This window comes from Pedobacter sp. SAFR-022 (assembly GCF_051965375.1).
In the GTDB taxonomy this organism is placed as follows: Bacteria; Bacteroidota; Bacteroidia; order Sphingobacteriales; family Sphingobacteriaceae; genus Pedobacter.
Window position 1 is genome coordinate 395,607 of sequence record NZ_JBQCME010000001.1, and the last position, 21,275, is coordinate 416,881.

General features: G+C 45.0%; 15 protein-coding genes. 4 read left to right on the plus strand and 11 right to left on the minus strand.

Features of this window, described 5'->3' with window-relative positions; translation table 11 throughout:
* Positions 1-6: 6 nt before the first annotated feature.
* The 7 genes from ACTHQF_RS01775 to ACTHQF_RS01805 all read right to left on the minus strand — a co-directional run bounded on the left by ACTHQF_RS01775 (position 7) and on the right by ACTHQF_RS01805 (position 9,684).
* Positions 7-774 (minus strand): TatD family hydrolase, encoded by a 768-nt coding sequence (locus tag ACTHQF_RS01775; protein WP_440428126.1) that lies wholly within the window; start codon positions 772-774, stop codon positions 7-9.
* A gap of 79 nt (positions 775-853) precedes the next feature.
* Entirely contained in the window at positions 854-3,148 is a 2,295-nt protein-coding gene (locus ACTHQF_RS01780) for a GH92 family glycosyl hydrolase (RefSeq protein WP_440428127.1), read from the minus strand.
* A 40-nt stretch (positions 3,149-3,188) separates the two neighbouring features.
* A complete protein-coding gene (locus ACTHQF_RS01785; RefSeq protein WP_440428128.1) occupies positions 3,189-3,869 on the minus strand; it encodes a basic secretory protein-like protein in 681 nt (226 codons plus the stop codon).
* A gap of 55 nt (positions 3,870-3,924) precedes the next feature.
* Entirely contained in the window at positions 3,925-6,198 is a 2,274-nt protein-coding gene (locus ACTHQF_RS01790) for a GH92 family glycosyl hydrolase (RefSeq protein ID WP_440428129.1), read from the minus strand.
* 16 nt (positions 6,199-6,214) lie between these two features.
* Positions 6,215-7,087, minus strand: a complete 873-nt coding sequence (locus tag ACTHQF_RS01795; RefSeq protein WP_440428130.1) for an ROK family protein — start codon at positions 7,085-7,087, stop codon at positions 6,215-6,217.
* A 34-nt stretch (positions 7,088-7,121) separates the two neighbouring features.
* Positions 7,122-8,540, minus strand: coding sequence for a glycoside hydrolase family 125 protein (locus ACTHQF_RS01800; protein ID WP_440428131.1), 1,419 nt, complete (start codon positions 8,538-8,540; stop codon positions 7,122-7,124).
* A gap of 193 nt (positions 8,541-8,733) precedes the next feature.
* Complete coding sequence (locus tag ACTHQF_RS01805) at positions 8,734-9,684, minus strand: LacI family DNA-binding transcriptional regulator (protein ID WP_440428132.1); 951 nt, start codon at positions 9,682-9,684, stop codon at positions 8,734-8,736.
* Positions 9,685-9,863: 179 nt separating this feature from the next.
* Here ACTHQF_RS01805 and ACTHQF_RS01810 point away from each other — a divergent pair, with 179 nt between their 5' ends.
* From ACTHQF_RS01810 to ACTHQF_RS01820, 3 genes are read left to right on the plus strand one after another with little or no spacing between them, the layout of a single operon-like run.
* Positions 9,864-10,403, plus strand: a complete 540-nt coding sequence (locus tag ACTHQF_RS01810; RefSeq protein ID WP_440428133.1) for a helix-turn-helix domain-containing protein — start codon at positions 9,864-9,866, stop codon at positions 10,401-10,403.
* Positions 10,400-10,825, plus strand: coding sequence for a hypothetical protein (locus ACTHQF_RS01815; protein WP_440428134.1), 426 nt, complete (start codon positions 10,400-10,402; stop codon positions 10,823-10,825). The genes ACTHQF_RS01810 and ACTHQF_RS01815 overlap by 4 nt, the downstream gene beginning before the upstream one ends.
* Positions 10,826-10,875: 50 nt before the next feature.
* Entirely contained in the window at positions 10,876-11,334 is a 459-nt protein-coding gene (locus ACTHQF_RS01820; RefSeq protein WP_440428978.1) for a transposase, read from the plus strand.
* A gap of 241 nt (positions 11,335-11,575) precedes the next feature.
* Here ACTHQF_RS01820 and ACTHQF_RS01825 read toward each other — a convergent pair whose 3' ends face one another.
* Positions 11,576-13,222, minus strand: a complete 1,647-nt coding sequence (locus tag ACTHQF_RS01825) for a RagB/SusD family nutrient uptake outer membrane protein (RefSeq protein ID WP_440428135.1) — start codon at positions 13,220-13,222, stop codon at positions 11,576-11,578.
* Positions 13,223-13,233: 11 nt separating this feature from the next.
* Positions 13,234-16,278 (minus strand): SusC/RagA family TonB-linked outer membrane protein, encoded by a 3,045-nt coding sequence (locus tag ACTHQF_RS01830; RefSeq protein WP_440428136.1) that lies wholly within the window; start codon positions 16,276-16,278, stop codon positions 13,234-13,236.
* Between the two features lie 432 nt (positions 16,279-16,710).
* Between ACTHQF_RS01830 and ACTHQF_RS01835 the strand changes: the two genes are divergently transcribed.
* Positions 16,711-18,891, plus strand: a complete 2,181-nt coding sequence (locus ACTHQF_RS01835) for a GH92 family glycosyl hydrolase (RefSeq protein WP_440428137.1) — start codon at positions 16,711-16,713, stop codon at positions 18,889-18,891.
* 78 nt (positions 18,892-18,969) lie between these two features.
* On the opposite strand, the gene ACTHQF_RS01840 is transcribed toward ACTHQF_RS01835, so the two are convergent.
* Positions 18,970-20,124, minus strand: a complete 1,155-nt coding sequence (locus tag ACTHQF_RS01840) for a glycoside hydrolase family 76 protein (protein WP_440428138.1) — start codon at positions 20,122-20,124, stop codon at positions 18,970-18,972.
* Positions 20,125-20,128: 4 nt separating this feature from the next.
* Positions 20,129-21,265, minus strand: a complete 1,137-nt coding sequence (locus ACTHQF_RS01845) for a SusE domain-containing protein (RefSeq protein WP_440428139.1) — start codon at positions 21,263-21,265, stop codon at positions 20,129-20,131.
* Positions 21,266-21,275 lie beyond the last annotated feature (10 nt).

The window sequence follows — 21,275 nt, forward strand, 5'->3', positions numbered from 1 at the left end:
CTGCTATTAAACGTTAAATATTTTACGCGAATTCGCCGTGGTAATCTCCGCAACTTCCTCGACAGAAAGCTGGTAGATCTCGGCTACTTTTTTCGCAATGTGGATCAGGTAACTGCTTTCATTTGGTTTCCCACGGAAAGGAACTGGTGCAAGATACGGACTGTCGGTTTCCAGCACAATATGCTCTAATGGAATATCATATAACACCAGATCCAGATTTGCTTTTTTGTAGGTCAGCACACCGCCGATCCCCAGGTAAAAACCCAGATCGATGCAGCGTCTTGCCTGTTCAACGTTACCGGTAAAACAATGCAAAATTCCAAATAATTTTTCATCCTTATGCTGCTCCAGAACTTCGAACACTTCATCAAAAGCTTCCCTGCAATGGATCACGATCGGTAGCCCCATTTCCTTGGCCCAGCCAATCTGAATGGCGAAAGCTTCCTGCTGATACTTCAAGGTACTTTTATCCCAGTACAAGTCAATGCCGATCTCACCGATCGCATAGATCTTCCTCGAAGGAATGTTCGCCTTAATCTCAGCAAGTACATCCGCATAGTTTTCACCGACTTCACAAGGGTGTAAGCCCGACATGGCGAAGCAGTTTTCAGGATATCTGCTTACCAGTTCATCAATCCTGCTGATGGAGGCGACATCTACATTGGGCAGGAATAAACGATCTATGCCCTGATCGAAACAACGTTGAAGCAATGCCGCCTGCTTTACTTCATCCGTTTCATAATATAAATGGGTATGCGTATCTGTTAAAAGCATAGAACAAAGCTAACAAAAAAAGAGGGCCGCTTTTCAGGACCCTCTTTGAATCATCATAAAATGATGCAGGTATTACATGCTATTTGTGTGTTTTTTCTGTGGAGAATGAGTATGGGAAATCTGCCTCATTCGTACCTCTTTTCTTGTTCGGTGTTGCCGTCATATCGAAGTCTAACACCGCACCTTTTTGAAGTTCCGTGTGGTTTAACCAAAGTTTAGAGTAAGGTTTACCATTAACTTTCAAAGCGTTTACATAGCGGTTTTCATCGCTGTTTTTAGGCGCATTGATCACTAAGGTTTTACCGTTTTCCAGTGTCACAGTTACCTTCTTAAATAAAGGCGCACCCAACACATATTCGTTCACTGCAGGTGTTACCGGATAGAAGCCCATGGAAGAGAATACGTACCATGCAGAAGTCTGACCGTTATCCTCATCGCCGCAGTAACCATCAGGTGTTGCCGCGTACATTCTGTCCATGGTTTCTCTAACCCAATACTGTGTTTTCCATGGTGCACCACCATAGTTATACAGATAGATCATGTGCTGTATCGGCTGATTACCGTGTGCATACTGACCCATGTTTGCGATCTGCATTTCACGGATCTCATGGATCACCCCACCATAAGCACTTTCATCAAATACCGGAGGTAAAGAGAATACAGAATCCAGCTTCATGACAAACTTATCCTTGCCACCCATCAGGTTCGCAAGTCCAGCAACGTCATGGAACACCGACCAGGTATAGTGCCAGCTGTTACCTTCCGTAAAAGCACCACCCCATTTAAACGGACTGAATGGAGACTGGAAGCTGCCGTCTTTGTTTTTACCACGCATCAAACCAGAGGCTGGATCAAACAGGTTCTTATAGTTCATGCTACGCTTTGCGTAGATGCCGATTTCACTTTCCGGTTTGCCTAAAGCACGGCCCAAGTTATAGATCGCGAAATCGTCGTAGGCATATTCTAAAGTCTTCGCCGCATTTTCATGAATCCCTGCATCAAAAGGTACATAACCCAATTCGTTGTAGAACTTCACGCCATCACGGCCAACTGCTGCCATCGGACCAGTGTTGTTTGCACCTTTCTTCAGGGCCTCCCATAAAGTTTCAATGTCGTAGCCACGTAAGCCTTTGATGTAAGCATCGCTCACTACAGAAGCAGAGTTGTTACCAACCATGATGTTAGCGTATGATGGACTGCTCCATTCTGGCAACCAACCACCTTCTTTGTAATCGTTGATCAGACCTTCCTGCATCTCCTTGTTGATCGAAGGATAAACCAGGTTCAGGAATGGATACAATGCACGGAAGGTATCCCAGAAACCAGTACCTGCGAACATATATCCAGGCAGCACCTTACCATTGTATGGGCTCCAGTGAACGATCTTGTTGTTCGCATCAATCTCATAAAGCTTGTTCGGGAAGAACACGGTACGGTATAAGGTAGAATAGAAAGTACGAGTCTGATCAATGGTACCGCCTTCAACATTAATTCTGCTTAGGGTTTTATTCCAGATCGCTTTAGCTTTCGCTTTTGTTGCATCGAAGTTATCATTGGCAAGCTCACGTTTTAAGCTGATGTCTGCCTGCTCAAAACTGATGAAAGAGGAAGCAATTCTGGCCACCACCTGCTCACCTTTTTTGGTGTTAAAACCAACAACGGCACCTACGTGATCGCTTTCAATTTCCAAACCATCTTTCAGGTCCTTTTTGCTCCAGGTTTTCGACAATTTGAAGTCCTTATCGAAGTAGATCACGAAGTAGTTCTTGAAATTCTCCGGTAATGGTCCTCTTGCAAACTTCTTGGTGTAACCAATGATCTTTCTTTCTGAGGGAATGATCTTCACGTAAGAACCTTTGTCCAAGGCATCAATAACCACATAAGCACTGTCCGTTTTCGGGAAAGTGAAGCGGAACTGTGCAGCACGCTCCGTTGGTGTAATTTCAGTCGTTACATCGGCATCTGCCAGGTACACGCTGTAGTAATACGGCGTCGATTTTTCCGCTTTATGGCTGAACCAGCTCGCACGCTCGTCCTGGTCAAATCTTAATTTTCCGGTTACCGGCATAATGGCAAACTGACCATAGTCATTCATCCATGGCGATGGCTGGTGCGTCTGCTTAAATCCGCGGATCTTGTCCGCATCGTAGGTGTAGGTCCATCCGTCGCCCATCTTGCCAGTCTGCGGGGTCCAGAAGTTCATTCCCCATGGCAGGGCAACTGCCGGATAGGTATTACCATTAGACAATGATGGCTTCGACATGGAGCCCATCAATGGGTTTACATAATCCACCGGGCTGCTGATCTTACCCGTGGTTTGCGCCTGGGTAAAGGTTGCACCCAATAACAGCAGGGCTGTAAATACTTTTTTCATATTAATTGATATTAGGATTTTCATTTAGTGTAATTGTAGATCAGATCTGCGGATTTTTAATATAGTCCGCCCATAGCGTATCCAGGTCTTTACCCGTCAGCGTCGTCCAGATCGCAGGGGTATAGCTATGGTCACGTAAACTTGCATCTACAGCCTTCACCGTGCCGGCTTTTACCTTGTTTTCGATCCAGTTGAAGAACCCAGCAGTAATACGGTAACTGTTCTGATAGTGATGCTCCGGCTTTAAGGCTGGCAAAGCCCATTTTGCACCAGCATTGTCAATACCGAATTTAAAGCGCGCATAATCTGCAATACCTTCGGTGAGCCATCCTGGACCAACGCTATTGCCATAGTCCTGCACAATGTGCATGACCTCATGGGTAACCACGTCAATATCTTCCGGGTGTTTGTCCATCCACATGGAGCTGTAAACCACTTTACCGTTGGATGTTGCAGCAACACCGTCGTATGCGGTGTCAACTAAAAAACTCACCTTCTTCAACGTTTTTGGATTGTACTCCTTTGCAAGTTTTGGATAAACCTCAAAGAAAGTGCTGATCAAGCGTTGTTTCAGGGCCGGATCCAAGGCAGCGTAGTTGCTCTCGAACGTCAGTTCGTACCCTTTCTTTTTGATCACTTCAGGCTTTTGCTGCGCAAACAGGGAAGTGCCGACCAGCATTCCTGCTACAGCCAGGCCAATCTGTTTTGTTACTTTGTTCATTCTGATTTTTCTTTTCACCAGCATGCTGGTCATTATTATCTATTCTTTTTTGGGACTATTTAATTGCAGTAAGGGAAAATGGCTTGTCTTCAGCAAGCAAACCTCTGCTGGTATTTGGCTTAGGTCCCATCTCAAAGATCAGGGTTCCTCCTTTCAGCAGGTCTTCATGGCGAATGTAATTCCTGGTATAAGGCTTACCATTCAGCATGGCAGATTGAATGTAAACATTCTCCTTGCTGTTGCCATTGGCGATGATCGTAAACTGCTTCCCATTTTCCAGGTTAACCGTGGTTTTGTTAAAAGCCGGACTGCCGAATACATACTCGTCCACACCTGGGGTAACGCTGTAAAAACCCAGTGCACTTAGCACATACCAGGACGAGGTTTGTCCCTGATCTTCATCACCAGGATAACCGTTCTCGGTTGCATCATACAATTTCGCCATCACATTGCGGGCATGGTACTGCGCCTTCCAAGGTTCATTCGCATAATTATATAGGAAAACCATATGTTGGATCGGCTGATTGCCATGTGCATACTGACCCATGTTCGCCATAACCATCTCCGTCATCTCATGAATCATGCCCCCGTAAGTTCCGGTTTTCACCGTATTCGGTCCACTGAATACCGAATCGAGCTTTTTCGTAAAAGCCTGTTCACCGCCCATCAGGTTAATTAAACCTTGTGTATCCTGAAATACGGACCATTGGTAGTGCCATGCATTACCTTCTGTAAATGGCCCACCCCACTCTACCGGATCAAAGTTCTTAGTCCAGTTGCCGTTTTCATCCCTGCCGCGCATAAAGCCGGTGGATTTATCATATACATTTCTGTAGTTGTACATGTTCCTGCTGAATACATCAGCGAAGAACTTATTTCCCGTTAATGTCGCCAGTTGATAACCGCAAAAATCATCATAAGCATACTCCAGCGTTTTCGCCGTAGACTCCCGGTATTTCGGATAAGGCACAAAGCCCAATTGGTAGTATTCCTTCCAGCCTTCGCGCCCGTTTGCTGGTCCCCATGGGCCTTTGTTGTTGGCTTCATGCAGATAGGCTTTCAAGGCACGCTCCGGATCGAAGCTGCGGATACCTTTAACCCAGGCATCGGCAAACAGGCTGATCGCGTGATTACCGATCATGCTGCCCGCTTCACTCGGGAAAGACCAGGAAGGTAGCCAGCCACATTGGTCATAGGCATCAAGCATGGCATTCATGTAGCGTCCATGCATCTCGGGATGCAACAGGGCGTTCAGTGGAAACTGTGCCCGGAAGGTGTCCCAAAATCCCGTGTCGGTAAACATATAACCCTGATGCACTTTGCCATCGTAAGGACTGAAGTAGTAAGGCTGACCTTTTTCATCCAGTTCATAGAACTTCCTGGAGAATAGACTTGCACGGAAAAAGCAGGAATAGAACGTCGCCTTGTCGGCTTCCGTACCGCCTTCAACCTGTATTTTCCCTAAAGATTCATTCCATACCGCCGCAGCTTTAGCCTGGGTTTGTTCCAGCTTTTTCGCCGCACCAAGCTCACGGGATAAGTTCAGCTCTGCCTGTTCCGGACTGATGTAAGAGGATGCGACCTTCACCTGAACGGTACTACCCGGAGCGAACTCCAGCCATGCCCCTTTACCCAGCCCTTCAGCGCTGGTGGAATCCGCATTCACGGTATTCTTGCGATTCTCCCAGGTACCGAACTTTTTGATCGGCTGGTCGAAATACATCACGAAGAAACTCTTGAATCCTGGCTTAAACCCGCGGCCGTTGTTCACGTAACCGCTGATCTTTTTTCTTTTGGCATCAATGGTTACCCCACTGATGTTGGTATAACCATCCAGTACCAGGAAACTTTTATGCCCCTTCGGATAGCTGAACCGGAGGTGTGCACCACGCTCGGTGGGCGCCATCTCCGTACTGATCTGATTTTTGAATTTTACTTGGTAGTAATCTGGTCTTGCTACTTCATCCGCATGACTGAAAGCAAGCTCCCTTGCATCTTCAGCCACCTGAAGTTGATCAATGCCCGGCATTAAGGAGAAAACCGCGTAATCATTGCTCCAGCTGCTACACTGATGTGCCTGCTGGAAACCACGGATCTTGTCTTTGAAGTACTGGTACTTCCAGCCATCCCCGTTTTTACCGGTCTGTGGTGTCCAGGTATGCATACCAAAAGGTAAGGCTGTAGTGGGATAGGTATTACCGCGGGTGAGTTCATGTTTAGAGTTGGTACCCTGCAGGGTATTCACATAATGAACCAAACCAGCTTTCTGGGCGTAACCTGATGTGGTGATCCCTAAAAGCAAGCCAACAAATACAGACCTTAATTTCATACGCGTTTTATTAATTTCAGCTCGCCTGCTCCAGTGAGGCCCAGCAACTGGCCGCTCCAATCAACGATGCATCTTCTTTCAATTCCGCAATCTTAATTACCGCCGGTCTGGAAGCTGCATTCAGCTGTTCCAGCAGGGCCGGCATAAACAAGGGGTGTGCATTGGCGATGTTTCCGCCAAGTACGATGGCGTCTGGCTGCTCCTGCTCCATAAAAGGGAGTAAGAACTCACCTAAATGGCTACCGAACTCCGCAAAGATCTGTCGCTTGATATCCTCGTCAACTTCCATGTCCGTTAGTTCTTTAACGCCGGAAACGGTAGTTCCGCTGAGCGCTTCATAGCGACTGATGAACCAGCGCGTAGAAAGATAGTCCTCCGCAATGCCATTTTTAAATGCAGAGTCCCATAATGCTGCATCAACTGCAACACCCTCAGCACAAAAAGACGCACCCAGTCCGGTACCAAGCGTCAAGCCAATTACTTTCTGCCTGTCTTTTGCAGCACCTCCAAAAACTTCACCTTGTAAAAAGCTGGCGGCATCATTGATGAACCGGATATTTCCAGGTTCAAGGTCCAGACGCTGTGCCAGCTCGTTCTTGATATTCACCTGGTATAAATTCTGAAACTTTGGCTGATCCTTAATCAGTGAGATCCCCGCTTCGTAGTCGAAGGGGCCCGGCATGGCGATACCAACGTACGCTGTTGCGCAGTCTGACTGATTGTAAACGGCCTTGATCATTTTACACCAGGTGTTTAAGATATCTTCTGCATTTAGGTTAGCGTTTACCGCCGTTCGGGATGTAGATCCCGCTATGATACTTCTACTTTCCAGATCTACCATGGCCGCAGTAATGTGCGAGCCGCCTATATCAATGCCTAATGCAATCATATGCTATTTAAAATGTTATTATTTCTCCTTCAGTTTATGCTTTAAGTAATTCAGGCATTTCATGATAGGTTCTCCATAAAAGCTCTCCAAACAAGGTATTTGACCATGCAAACCATGCTCTGGTAAAATTATTCGGGTCGTCTTTATGGAAAGACTCATGCATAAAACCTTTTCCACCATGCGTTTTTTGCAGGGTATCTATACAATATTTGATTTCCTCTTTATTTTCTGAAGTCAATGCACGGATGCTAAGGCTCATTGGCCAGATCATGTCCTGACCAGCGTGCGGTCCACCGATACCTTCAGCAGCTTTTCCGATGAAATAGTATGGGTTATCTGCCGAAAGCACAAATTTTCTGGTGTTCTGGTAGATTGGATCATTCTTGTCTACCGCACCTAAGTATGGAAGTGATAGCAAGCTTGGCACGTTAGAATCATCCATCATGTAAGCCCCACCAAAGCCGTCTACTTCAAAGGCGTAGATCCTACCATATTTCGGATGCGTAACCACCCCATGTTGCTGAATCGCTGTTTCAACTTCTTTCGCAAGTGCAAGCAATTCGGTAGACAAGGCATTGTCGTTATGAAGTGCAACCACCATTTCTGCTGCCTGTTTTAAGGAAACAACAGCGAAAAAGTTTGAAGGGATCAGGAATGGGAAGATGGTCGCATCATCACTCGGACGGAATGAAGAAACGATTAGTCCAACGGGCTTAACCGGGAAGCCATACCCACCCATAGGTAGCGTATCTGTTGGATGTGGGGTCTGACGCTGAAACTTGTACGGACCTCTGTTTTCTTTTCTTTGTTGCTCTTTAAAAGTTTTCAGGATTGCAGCAATGGATTGTTTCCATGTTGCATCAAACGGTGCTTTATCGCCGGTCTTTTTCCAGTAATGGTAGGCCAGTCGGATTGGATAACAAAGCGAATCGATCTCCCATTTGCGTTCATGTACACCAGGACGCATTTCTGTATGATCGCTCTTCCACTCGCCCACTTTCTGTGGGTCACCATAAAACGCGTTCGCATAAGGATCTTTCAGGATAGACTTCGTCTGGTGGTTGATCACTCCTGCAATCAGGTTCTTCAAGGGCTTGTCTTCGTTTACGAACTGCAGGTACGGCCAAACCTGTGCCGAGCTGTCGCGCAGCCACATGGCATCGATATCACCGGTAATCACGTAAGTGTCCGGGCGACCTTGTTCTTCTTTGTAATATACAGTGGTATCCAGCGTATTTGGAAAGCAGTTCTCAAATAGCCAGGTTAGTTCGGGGTTTTTAACTTTAGATTGAAAAGTTTTGATGGCTGCGTCTACAGCTTTACTTCTGAAGTGACGTTGTGAAGCTGCCACACGGACTACAGGAAACTCAGGGGCTGCTGCAAAAGATACTTTTGACGCTAACATCCCTGCACCCAGCAAGCTGGTGTTCTTAATAAAATTTCTTCTTTTCATACAGTATGCTTATAAATGGCGGTGTATTCTTGGTAAAACGTTTTAGTAAAACCAATTATAGGCAATATAATCGCTATTCACAAAAGGTCAACTATAAGTTCCTGTAAAAAAGAAGATACAAGATGAAAGGGCTTTAACGCAGCACCAGTTTTACGGGAAGAATGGTCTTTTCAATGGTATTTTCAGCCTTCGCTTAAAGTTGCTCAAACACTTTTTTGATGATGCTGTCGGCAATCTCTTCTAAGGGTTGTGCGAGTGCGGAGATCTGTGGGGTGTGCAGCTTGAAGATGTCTCCATCATCATAGGCAATTACGGAAAGGTCTTTATTAATGCGCTTGTCGGTTTGTTTGATGGCAAGCAGGCCACTGATGGCAAGATAGTTTGTTGCAAACAGGATGGCGTCGGTTTGCGGGGCTTGTTTCAGCATGTCCACCAGCAAGGTGATGGTATCTTCACGGCTGGTGCCATAAGGCACTTTGATCACCAGGGAGGCCTTCTTTTTTATGCCGGATTCAGCAACTGCAGCGTTGAATCCGGCCTCCCGCTCTTTGATCTGTTCAATATCTAAATCAACGGTGACCAACGCCAGGTTGCGCTTACCTTCGTCTATAAAATGTTTAGCTGCCCTGTAGGAGGCATCGAAGTTATCCACCCCTACATAATTCACATCCAGTTCCGGCAGGTACCTGTCGAACAGCACGACGGGTTTACCATCGTTGATAATACTTTGGATATCCTTTTCCGCACCCTGGGCAGGTGCAATGACATAGGCATCCACTTGCCTCGATTTGAAAAGGTGGATTAACTCGCGCGTTTTACCTGCCTGATTTTCGGTACTGGAGTAAATGATCTTATAACCTTTCTTGTAAGCTTTGTCTTCCAGTAACCGGGCAATACCCGCGAAAAAAGGGTTGGCAATGTCCTCGACAATGAGCCCTATGATCTGGGAGTTCCCGGTACGCAGGCTCCTGGCGATTTGGTTGGGTTTGTAACCATCGGCCTCCACAATAGCTTCTACACGCTCAATTACGGCTTTGCTGATGTTCCGTTCTACGGCTTTCCCATTTAAAATGAAGGACACGGTAGTAATGGAAACATTTGCCTTTGCAGCAATATCTTTTATAGAGTGCGCTTTTGTGGACATATAAACAAATCTATAAAAATATTTGAAAGAATATAATCTGCGGCGATTAAGTTCGTTGCGAGGAGGAACTTGTGCATTTTTTGAGCGCAGCTATCGGCAGTAAAATGAGGGGCGCTGCGGGGTAATAGCAGGGCACCAGCTGGTCGATTCCTAAAAAAGCTATACACAAAAACAAGTGTATGGAAACAGTAGAAACAGTATCTAACCTTGCAGTTAGAACAAGTAATCAGCAGCCATTTGACAAGCGTTTAATTGCGCACATTGTCAGTCTTGTAGAACAAGGTGTTCCAAGAAAAGTACTGGTTGAACAGTATGGAATGGCCAGTTGCACCTTGTGCGCCTGGTTGAAAAATTATGGAGCAAGTTCCGTTCGTAAGGACTTTAGTGTTGCGCATAAGCGCTCAGTTGTGAGAGCAGTAGCAGCTGGCATGAGCATTAAGCAAGCGGCTGTAGCCTATCAAGTTACCTCGCCAGGACTTATTAAGAAGTGGATCAAGGCTTTTAAGGAAGAAAATGTTGAAATTAGTGTATCTAAACCTACGGATATGGCTAAGAAAAAGACAGATCAATCGGAAAGCGCAGCCATCAAAGCGCTTAAAAAAGAGTTGGAGTTCGCCAACATGAAGATCAAAGCACTCGATACCATGATCGATATCGCCGAAGAACAGCTTAAAGTGGATATCAGAAAAAAGTCTGGTGCCAAGCAGTCAGAAGAATGAAGCAGGACTTCCCTAAACAAAGGATTAAGCCATTATGCAGACTGTTTTGCAAAACAAGGCATGCCTATTATGATCACCAGTGGCGGGTTCAGGATGAGGGATTAAAAGATGAGATTATCCTGCAGCATGTCGCTGTGATCCGCAAAACGCAGAAAAGAATTGGCACCATGAAGTTATGGCACATCATTGAGCAACAACTTGCCGGGCACAACATTAAGGTCGGACGGGATTATATGTTTGATCTGATGCGAAGCCATGGTATGCTGATCAGAAGGCGAAAAAGAAAGGTCGTAACCACCAATTCTAGGCACTGGATGCATAAATACAACAACCTGATTAAAGACATGAAGATCGATCGTCCGGAGCAACTTTGGGTGAGTGACATCACTTATATCCAGCTAAATAAACGCTGGGATACCTAAGCCTGGTTACTGATGCTTATTCAAAGCAAATTGTAGGATGGGCATTCAGACTGGATCTGGCAGCTCAAGGTTGTGCAGACGCTTTACAAATGGCTTTGGAGAGCCGTATGTACCCCAACCAGCCACTCATCCATCACTCGGACCGGGGTACCCAGTACTGCAGCAAGCAATATGTCGATCTGCTTACAGACAATAACATTGCCATCAGCATGACCGAAAACGGTGATCCTTATGAGAATGCCATTGCGGAACGGGTGAATGGGATCCTGAAAGGCGAGTTCGACCTGTATAGTTCAAAAACTGGCTTCAAGGAAACGACCAAAAAAATCCGTGCTAACATTGAAGTTTACAATACGCTCAGACCACATGCGAGTTGCGATTACCTAACCCCCAAACAAGCCCATTTGGTCAGTGGCGAACTTAAAAAAAGATGGAAACCCAGAACGCGCAATAAAGTGAAAAATACAGCGTGTATAACTCAAACAGGAATAACAAATCCAGGTGTATAGCCACATTAGAATTAACAGATAAACAAGTATAGCTATATTAGGATAGGACAGCCCCACATGAAACGCACAGCACACGCACATCAACCGCACATCAACCGCACACCAAGCGCACACAGCTGTGTGTTTGAACTGCGTTTGATGTGTTTTAAATCAGGAGGACATGACAGCTTGTGTCGGAGGCAAATAAAAGCGGCTGTTCATTTTTACATGAACAGCCGCCATTAATGGTATTAGCTTTTGACTAGTAGCCTGGATTTTGTTTCAGGGCACTGTTTAAATCAAGTTGTCTTTGTGGAATCGGATATAAAGCCTTTGTTGGATTTGAAGGCTGGTGATCCCACCATGAAGCGGTAGTGAATTTGCCGAAGCGGATCAGGTCATCTCTCCTGAAACCTTCGAAGATGAACTCACGACCTCTTTCTGCAAGCAACTCGTCCAAGGTCAGGGTTGTTGGGGTGTAAGCTACACCTGGAACAGCCCAATCTTCAGCGGTATAAGCACGTTTTTTGCAAGTGTTGATCAGGTCAACAGCTTCCTGGTTTGCAACGCCGCCATTTTTACGCATGATCGCTTCTGCTTTTGCGAAGTAGATCCAGGTAAGGCGGTAGATGTTCCAGTCGGTGTTGTTGTAGTTCGGGTCAGGTTCAATTCCATTGGGCCCACTCACTTGATTACCCAATTTATATTTATTGAAACGCACGCCACTATTTTCCTCCCCTTCGCTCATATTAGAGACGGTCGATCCTTCCTTATTCCGCTGAATGTTGTCTACAAACACCAACTGTTTACCGCTGTATTCTTCAGATGCTAAAACCGGTGTTACGCCATCGGAAAACTTAACCATTGGCCCTTCCAATAGCCAGTTTGATTTTCTTAGATCTTGATCCGGAAAAGTTGTGTAAACACCAGGTACCACTACGATTCCATCATTACCATTCCTACCACCGCCATAGATGTCACGTTGTTGAAAGTGATAGAATTCACTTGGCCATGATGGGGCGAAATTAGCTACCTTGTAATCATATGCGATAGAGAAAATGGTTTCTTTTGAAAGATCATTAGTGGTTTTAAACTGATCAAAAATGTTAGGATCTAGTTGCATTGTACCATTTTGTCCGCCTGCATCACCATTAATCAATTTATTAGCAGCAGCAATACAATCATCCCAGCGTGGTGTGCCCGTCCAGGCCTCAGCATTCAGATACAACTCCACCAACATTGCATATCCACCCGCCTGACTCATGCGGCCTAACGTAGCCCGTGAATGTTTTGGTGCAGCAGCAATATTTTCGTTTATCTCTTTTTCGATGAAGTTAAAAACTTCCTGACGAGGCATGGTTTCCGGTCTTGCAGGTTCACCAACTTTAGTGACGATCGGAATATTGCCAAACAAATCCATTAATTTCAGGTAGTGAAATGCTCTTAGCAACTTTAGTTCAGCCAAATAGGAAGCTTTTTCTTCCGCTGTTAATCCCATAGTGCTAATGTCTCTTTTTTCAATGTTCTCGATGGCATCATTACAAAGTCCCATGCCCCAATACATCAAGGACCATGCATTGTTCAGTCCGCCCTCATCATTGGTCCAGGTATGATAATGTAAACGCTTCCATTTACCACCATCTTCCCCATGGCGGCCTTTTGTAGGCCAGGCAAGCTGATCTGCAGACAATTCAGCAGCCCTCCACCAGCCATCTTGACCAGATGGGGTAACCCAAGCATTCGCATGGGTATAAGGCCGTAGAACCGCAGAAACAACCTCAGTTTTATTGTTATAAAAATTATCTGTAAGTAGCTCATCATAAGCATTTTCTTCAAGTTGTTTTTTACATGAACTCGTAAAGCCTAACGCAGCAACAAGACCCAGATATATAATTGATTTACTCTTCATTTTTCGATTGCTTAAAATCCAACATTTAATCCAATTAGGAAGGAACGGGTACTTGGGTAAGCACCACGATTATCAACACCGGGTCCCAAGCCGGTATCCCTTACAAAGTCAGGATCATTTCCTGAATAACCTGTTATGGTTGCTAAATTCTGTCCGGTAGCATAGATTTTTGCACTTTTAGCCCATTTGGAATTTAGCTTGAAACTGTAGCCCAGAGTGACCTCATCGATTTTGACATTTGTACCTTCTTCAAGGTAGTAGTCGGAATACATGTAAGTATCGTCGATCTGATTGTGCTTGGTGAAAGTCTCACGCAGCAGGTTACCAGACCAGTTTTTGTTTCCGTAGGTCAGTGCTGTTGTATTTAGAATCTTATAGTCAAACTTACCTCTCAGGAATATACGAAGATCGAATTGCTTGTATCGGAAATTGTTGTTCCATGAAGCGTAGTACTTAGGAATCGCATTTCCAAGTTTTACATAGTCAGTAGTTGCTAAATCGGTTCCAGTACGAATTTGGTCATTCCTCACAGCTTCTCCATTCCTATTGTAAAACAACCATTTACCATCTTCAGTGAAGCCTGCGAATTTTTTACCCCAGAATTCGCCAAGTGAACCGCCTTCATAGGTCGTGATTGCATCTCCCAACGCTCCTGCCCCTCCAATTTCTCCAAAGGTTTTTGAGGTAACCTTAAAAAGGTCATTCGAGTATGAATCTAGGGTATTCTTCAGCGTGCTTGCCGTTACATCAATATCCCAGCTGAAATCTCCCTTTTTGATGGCCGCGTAACTTAACGCAAGTTCAATACCCTTCGAAGAAATCTGACCTACGTTAGCGTAGATTGTAGACTGAACATATGGTGGTTGTGGAGTGATATAGGTATCTAATAGATCTTTCGTTGTCCGCTTAAATACATCGACGGATCCACTAAGTTTATTGTCCATCATTCGGAAATCTAAACCTAGGTTAAGTTCTCTTTTCGTCTCCCATTTAAGGTTTGGATTTGGATTTCTACTTGGTCCATAAGTTTCATAATATTTTCCATCAGGAAACAGGTATCTCCCTCCACCGCCAAGGGTTACCCTTGACGCATTGTTCGCAAAACCACTGTTTCCTGTAATACCATAGCCTGCTCGGAATTTAAGGTAATTAATCGTCTTAGAGTCCTTTAAGAAATCCTCTTCAGAAAGGTTCCATCCCACGGAAACCGCCGGAAAATTACCCCATTTATTGTTAGCTCCAAAGCGAGATGAACCTTCACGTCTCAAGATAAACTGTGCGAGATATTTATTATTGAAGGCATAGTTTACCCTACCGAAAAACGCAACCAAGGTATTATCATTTTTGTAACTGTCCATTGACGCTTTCCCAAGGGCCAAAGCTGTTCCCTCATCTAGTTTATCCTCATGATATAGGTCGTTTATAAAGCCCATATTGGATGCTGACGATCCTTCGTTGAGCTCATAACGATAGCTATATCCAGCCACAGCGTTAATACTGTGTACTTCCGCAATAGTTTTGTTGAATTGCAAGGTTGGCTCAAGGGCAAAACGTTGACTCAAATCACTTCCTCTTGAAGCGTATCCGCCGCCCCGAAAATTCTCATCCTCGTTCTCAAGTGAAAACTCACTGTTTTTGTAGCGATAAGCACCGTCATTTCTACTGTCTCGAGTTACCGATCCAAACACGGATGCCTTTAAGCCGTCTATGATGTCCAAATCAAATTTTGCATCTGCGGAGGTCGTCTGTTGCTTACGCCTGTTGGTTTCCATGAACAAACGCGCATACTCATTTGTACTCAACTGGTCGTAACGGAACGAACCGTCTGGATTGAAATTGCTTAAGGTCGGGTTTTTGGCTGCCTCACTTTCCCAGCCGCCGCCGCCCAGCATATTTGCATTATTGAAATTGCTGGCAATGTTGAACTGGGCGCTTAGGCGATCATTGAAGCCTTTTTGATTGATGTTTAAGCGAACAGTATACTCTTTTCGGCCATTTTCCAAGGCAACCCCCTGTAAGTCTCTATAGTTGATACTTGCACGATAGCTGCTTTTTTCAGAACCACCTGACATAGACAGATTGTGATTTTGCGATAGGTTACCGTGATTGACCAGCGCATCATAAAAATCCGTATTACTACCAAAGTCCTCCTGTTTGATTTCTCCCGAAGCAATTTTCTGACGGTATTCGTCCGCCGTTAAAAAATCTGGTCTGTTATTCAGGTACTCTTTTCTGAAGTAAGAGGAATAGTTAAACGCTGGTGGTCCTGCTTTACCCTTCTTAGTCGTAATGATGATTACACCCGCATTCGCGCGTGTACCATATATTGCTGCACCAGATCCATCTTTCAACACATCAATAGATTCTATGTCATCTTGTTGCAGTAGATCTGGGTTCGCATCTGGAATACCGTCGATTACAAACAAGGGACTTGAGCTACCGGTCACTGTGATAGCTCCTCTCAATTGTACATCAACAGCACTATTTGGGTTAGAACCAGAAGTTCTGGTTAAAACCAGACCTGGAACCTTACCCTGAATAAGATCTAGTGGATTTCTAGAACCACTTTGCCTAAAATCTTCTGCACCAACATGACTTACAGCAGAGGTAACTTCTTTTTGTTTCAGCGTGCCATAACCCACTGCCACTACGTCTACCGTTTCCAGTGTTGTTGAACTAGGTTTTAAATTCACCGTGATGTTTGTCCGGTTCCCAACAGTCACTTCCTGAGCATCATAGCCGATGAAAGTAAATACTAATACAGATGTTGTAGCGGGTGCTGCAATGCTAAATCGTCCATTTGCATCTGTCGCCACAACAGTAGTAGTTCCTTTGATTTTTACACTTACCCCCGGAACTGGCTGTCCTGTTTCGTCTCGAACAACACCCTGAACCTGGATCTGCGCCTGCCCAGTTTTGGTGCTGAACGTAGCACTGCGTTCGATGTTAATGTGCGCGGCAAAAACACCAGAGTGATTGAAGCCCAAACCGAGCAACACACTTCCTGCGATCATTACCGGCCCTGGTTTAATAAGTTTGATAAAACTTTTTTTCATACCGAATTAAATTTGGTTTACTTTTCTGACAACGTCTTCCCTGCTACACACAAGTTTACACTTTACATAAATCCATGTTACAAGAGAGATAAAACGTTTTACTAAACTCAAAGGAGGGAATTATATCCTTGATGTACAAGATCAACCGAAGTTCAAGGCGTAACATTTTTATGACAGACAGCAGAGTAATGCTGCTTTAACATCGAATGAATGTTGATCGCAATACCGACGTATAGTAAAGCTTACTTTGGTCTGTTTTAATTAGTCGGAAAACTCCATATTTGAATGGAGGTGCTAGCTGAAATGGAAGTTAGAAGCCTTTATGCTACGGTGAAAATAGAGTATAACAAATAGCTTCCTGCTTATTAACTTATACACTAAGTCAATTGCGTATGCTAAAAACACTGCCGAATAACTAACCAAAAAATAAACATGATGAACTATTTTCGAAAGAGCTTACTCGCCGCTACAATTATTTTGACCGCCTCCCTCACAGGTAAAAGCCAAACTACCGCTTACACCAAGTATGTAAATACTTTTATCGGAACCTATCCACTCACAGACCCTAAGATCCTGGGCTACGAACTCCCAGAAGGCTGGAGATCCTGGGCAGGCTTGACTTTCCCGGGCAGTTCACTGCCTAACGCGATGGTACAGCTCAGTCCGATGACGGAGTATGGCTCTGGTGCCGGATATGAATATGAAGACAACGTGATCTATGCCTTTACGCACACCAATAAAGGCCATTGGAATCTCTGCAATATTCCCGTGCTCCCAGTATCCAACCCGGGTAAGAATTTAGCTTCGTTGAATAAAGGATTCAAATTCGGCTCTACTTTTTCCCACAAAAAAGAAAGCGCTGCGCCGGGTTTCTACCAGGTTTATCTGGACGACTATAACGTTAACGTTAGCCTCACCTCCACCCTGCGGGCCGGGTATCATAAATATGAATTCAAGGATAACAACAATCGACAAATCCTGTTCGATTTAGCCAGGGCAAACAACAGGATCTCTAATTGGAGTATCGAACAAGTTGGTAACAACGTCATTAAAGGTTATCAGCAAACCGGAGAAAAGATCTTTTTCTATGCCGTCTTAAACACCAATATCAGCAAGCTGGAAAAACAAGGGGAAGGTAAGCAAACTGGCTATGCACTGGTACATTTAGCAAACGGCGGCAATGGTCCGGTTGAACTGAAGATTGGCTTATCATTCGTGAGTGCAGAAAATGCCAAGCAAAACCTGGAAGCCGAGATCGGTAATAAAAACTTCAACCAGATCGCTTCAGAAGGCACGAAAAAATGGGAGTCGTTGCTGTCAACCATACAGGTAAAAGGTGGAACCGAGAAGCAGAAACAAATGCTTTACTCTTCCTTATACCGTTCGTTTTTATGGCCAGCATTACGAAGCGATGTTAATGGTGAATTTACGGATGCCAAACACAACAAAGCTAAGGCAGATTACAACTATTATACCGAACCTTCATTATGGGATACCTACCGGAATAAGGACGTGCTCCTGGGCATGATTTCGCCCAAGGTGACTTTAGATGTGATTAAATCCATGAAAGAAGTTGGCGACAAAACTGGCTTCATACCAACATTCTTCCATGGCGACCATGGTGCTTCTTCCATCACTGGCGCTTACTTGCGTGGTATAGACGACTTCGACGTTAAAGGAACCTACGAGATCCTTTTGAAGAATGCCAATGTCCCAGGCGGAGCACGCCCGCACATCGCAGAGTACATTGAGAAAGGTTTCATTTCTGACCCTGACATCAAGAATCCGCATGTAGAGACCAAAGCCAGTGCTGGTGTTTCTAAGACATTAGAGTATTCTTATGATGATTATTCGCTGGCACAGATGGCAAAGAAACTCGGTGATTCCGCGAACTACAAGATCCTTATGGCCCGTTCTAAGAACTACAAGAACATGTTTGATCCTTCTACGCGGTTTATGCGGGGCAGGTTGGCGAATGGCGATTGGATCAGCCCCTTCGATCCGCAGTACCCATATTATGAATATATGTACCGTGAGGCAAATGCTTGGCAGGTATCCTTCTTTGCGCCGCATGATATGAAAGGCCTTATTGCCCTATACGGCGGGGAGAAAGGTTTTGAATCCAAGCTGGACTCCTTGTTTACCGTGCCATGGAACCCAAAACATATTGCCAGAAACGTAGAGACCTTCATTGGTCAATATTGCCATGGCAATCAACCGGATCATGAAGCACCGTTCTCCTACCATTTTATCGGCAAGCCAGAGAAATCGCAGAAGATCCTGGATACGATCATGAATACGCTGTACGGCATTGGAGAAGAAGGACTGGCACTCAGCGGAATGGATGATGCGGGTGAGATGTCGGCCTGGTATGTATTCAGTTCTTTAGGACTGTATCCGTTCTCGGCTACTGATCCGGAGTATATTGTTACTGCACCACTTTTTGACGAGGTAAAATGGCGCAGCAGCAACGGCAAGATGGTGACGATCAAAAAGCCCAACAAAGGTCGCGCGATCACTTCCATCAAAGTAAATGGAAAAGCTATTCAGGGGTACTTCGTACCACATGAGATCTTCCAAAAAGGAGGACAAATCGAGATCATCACAAAATAGTGAAGTTGAATTAAACAGAAAGGGCGTCCAATGGACGCCCTTTCTGTTTACACGAATCTACGGATTATAGTAGACGTTTTATTCAAGAATTCCCGCGTTTTTCAACTCCGCAGCAGCTTCAAGCAACATCATTCCACTCAACTGCGTGGTAAAATCCGTGCTGGCACCAGGAGCCTTGTCCCAGGCCGGACTGATCATTAAAGCCGGACGACTAATGCCCTTGGTGTACAAAGTCTGTGCGTTAAACTTGATAAACTGAACATACTTAGCGCGGTCCGTAGCTGACACATCAGGTTCGTTAATTAACAAAGTCAGATACCTGATGAAGACCCCTTTGAATAAACCACCATCACCTTGACCTTCATCTTTCAGGATTCCACCTGGTGCAAGCTCAATATCGCCGATGGCAGCATTTGCAGTCTTAATGGCATCATCCAAATAGTTGCGCTCCTTTGTCGTTTTATAGAGTTCCAAGCCTGCACCGATGAATAAACCATAGTTATAAGTGTATTTATTCTTTGCAAGTTCCCCATTTCCGTCATAGTTGATACCATCGTAGATGCGGAAAGTTCCAGGCTCTACAAGCGTGGATTTCAACCAGGCATAAAGTGATTTAGCTGTTTCAAGATCTTCCTGTTTTTGCTGCAGGCGGTATAATCTTGCTGCCAGGATAATCGCAGGTCCGTTTGCCGGCGTGTTTTTGAAGTTTGGCCTGTCCTTGGTCCAGCCCATACCACCCCCCATCACATTCGAAATACCTTTCTTCATGTCGGTCCATAACACGTCGGTCGCTTCTGTGTAGGCCTGATCCTTGGTGACATCGAACGCCCTTAAGCTTGATAATGCGAGCCAGCCCATATCATCATAGAAGTTATTTGGGAAAACATTGTTGTTCTCCGCTTTTATGCCTGAAAGCAAGGCCTTCATCTGTGCCACATACTTCTGATCTTTTGTTCTGAGGTACTGATCAACCATAACATCGAGCATATGGGCATTTGGCCAATAGTGAAAAGTTGAATTCCCCTGATTGTTCTGCACAAAGTAATTTGCATTTGATGACAGGAAAACTTTGTAGGTCTGCTGCTGTACAGAATCTGCAAGTGCACTATAGTTGTAATCTACCGTTATAATTTCGTCTCCATACAAGGGAAATACATCCTTTTTACAGGAGACAAAGCCGATGGATCCGGCAATAACGCCGGATACCATCATGATTTTTACCATCTTTTTCATATGCCTATTTTACCGTTACCTTATGCGTGTAAACGCCCTCTGCCTGGAAGAACACTTCCATGTCAACGTTCTTGTTGTCTGCATCTTTGTAAAACTTAAACGAGTAGTCATATTGTGAATTGTTAACCGGTACAACGTTGAAATACGCCGGAGGTGTAGAAGCAGTTGGCGCCTGATTATCCAGGTTGGTGCTTCCAAACCATTCTGTATCCTGAGCACCATCTTCCTTTTTAACTTTCATCTGCAGCTTGTACCGCTCGTCCCTACCCCAGGACTCACTCTTAAATACCACCGGCTGATCTACTGCCTTGAAAATGCCATTAGCCACATAAGGCAGACTGAAGATCACCTTATTGTCGCCGGATAAGAATACATTAAAGGATTCGATTTCGGTAAAGTTTGCCGATGCGGTATTAAAGTCTACCCGGATACGCATTACCTTAGGACCTCCGGTCATCTCTGTACTTCCATCTGCAATTAATGTCGAGTTGGTTACGGAGAAGGTTTTCGGCGAGCCAGAATTTGCATCACTGAAGTGGTAGCTACCATTTTTCAACGCCGTATAGATCTCAAAAACGCCTGTAGCGGTCTTCTTAAAGCGAACAGCTTTGGACAGGTCATCACCACCCTCAGATGCTGCACCGGTCAGGAATAAGTCTGAAGGTATTTCAGCGAAGCCGGCCGGGCGCTCCAGCTCCAGCGTGCGGTTTTCAGCTGCCGCTTTCACGTTGATCCCTTTCGAGGAACGTACGGTCCATTTGATCTTGCCTTTTGCCAGCGCTTCTATTCCTGCGCTTGCAGCAATTTTGTTCATTTCAGCATGGGTCAAAGTCAATCTGTTATAGAGACCGTTCCCCTCCGAAGGGTAAGAATATAATGGTTTTGAAAAGTCGCCATCAACTTTGTCGAATACCACTTCATACTGAACAACTCCGCCATCCTCGGCACGTGCCTGCTCCCATTCGAAGTCGGTCGAACCAGCTTTAGGATCTAGCTTCAGGGAGGCCTCATTTGCAGGTGCAAACAAGGTATTCACGGCCGAAACCTGCGTATGTTTTAGGGTATCGTCTTTCTTACACCCGGTTACAACAGCCAGCACCATCAGGCCAGCTTGAAATATTTTAGAGAAATTATTTTTCATGATCTTAATA

Bases quoted from the DNA above. Each gene is read 5' to 3' on its own strand.
- ACTHQF_RS01775 (WP_440428126.1), bottom strand. From the start codon at position 774: ATGCTTTTAACAGATACGCATACCCATTTATATTATGAAACGGATGAA.
- ACTHQF_RS01780 (WP_440428127.1), bottom strand. From the start codon at position 3,148: ATGAAAAAAGTATTTACAGCCCTGCTGTTATTGGGTGCAACCTTTACC.
- ACTHQF_RS01785 (WP_440428128.1), bottom strand. From the start codon at position 3,869: ATGAACAAAGTAACAAAACAGATTGGCCTGGCTGTAGCAGGAATGCTG.
- ACTHQF_RS01790 (WP_440428129.1), bottom strand. From the start codon at position 6,198: ATGAAATTAAGGTCTGTATTTGTTGGCTTGCTTTTAGGGATCACCACA.
- ACTHQF_RS01795 (WP_440428130.1), bottom strand. From the start codon at position 7,087: ATGATTGCATTAGGCATTGATATAGGCGGCTCGCACATTACTGCGGCC.
- ACTHQF_RS01800 (WP_440428131.1), bottom strand. From the start codon at position 8,540: ATGAAAAGAAGAAATTTTATTAAGAACACCAGCTTGCTGGGTGCAGGG.
- ACTHQF_RS01805 (WP_440428132.1), bottom strand. From the start codon at position 9,684: ATGTCCACAAAAGCGCACTCTATAAAAGATATTGCTGCAAAGGCAAAT.
- ACTHQF_RS01810 (WP_440428133.1), top strand. From the start codon at position 9,864: ATGGAAACAGTAGAAACAGTATCTAACCTTGCAGTTAGAACAAGTAAT.
- ACTHQF_RS01815 (WP_440428134.1), top strand. From the start codon at position 10,400: ATGAAGCAGGACTTCCCTAAACAAAGGATTAAGCCATTATGCAGACTG.
- ACTHQF_RS01825 (WP_440428135.1), bottom strand. From the start codon at position 13,222: ATGAAGAGTAAATCAATTATATATCTGGGTCTTGTTGCTGCGTTAGGC.
- ACTHQF_RS01830 (WP_440428136.1), bottom strand. From the start codon at position 16,278: ATGAAAAAAAGTTTTATCAAACTTATTAAACCAGGGCCGGTAATGATC.
- ACTHQF_RS01835 (WP_440428137.1), top strand. From the start codon at position 16,711: ATGATGAACTATTTTCGAAAGAGCTTACTCGCCGCTACAATTATTTTG.
- ACTHQF_RS01840 (WP_440428138.1), bottom strand. From the start codon at position 20,124: ATGAAAAAGATGGTAAAAATCATGATGGTATCCGGCGTTATTGCCGGA.
- ACTHQF_RS01845 (WP_440428139.1), bottom strand. From the start codon at position 21,265: ATGAAAAATAATTTCTCTAAAATATTTCAAGCTGGCCTGATGGTGCTG.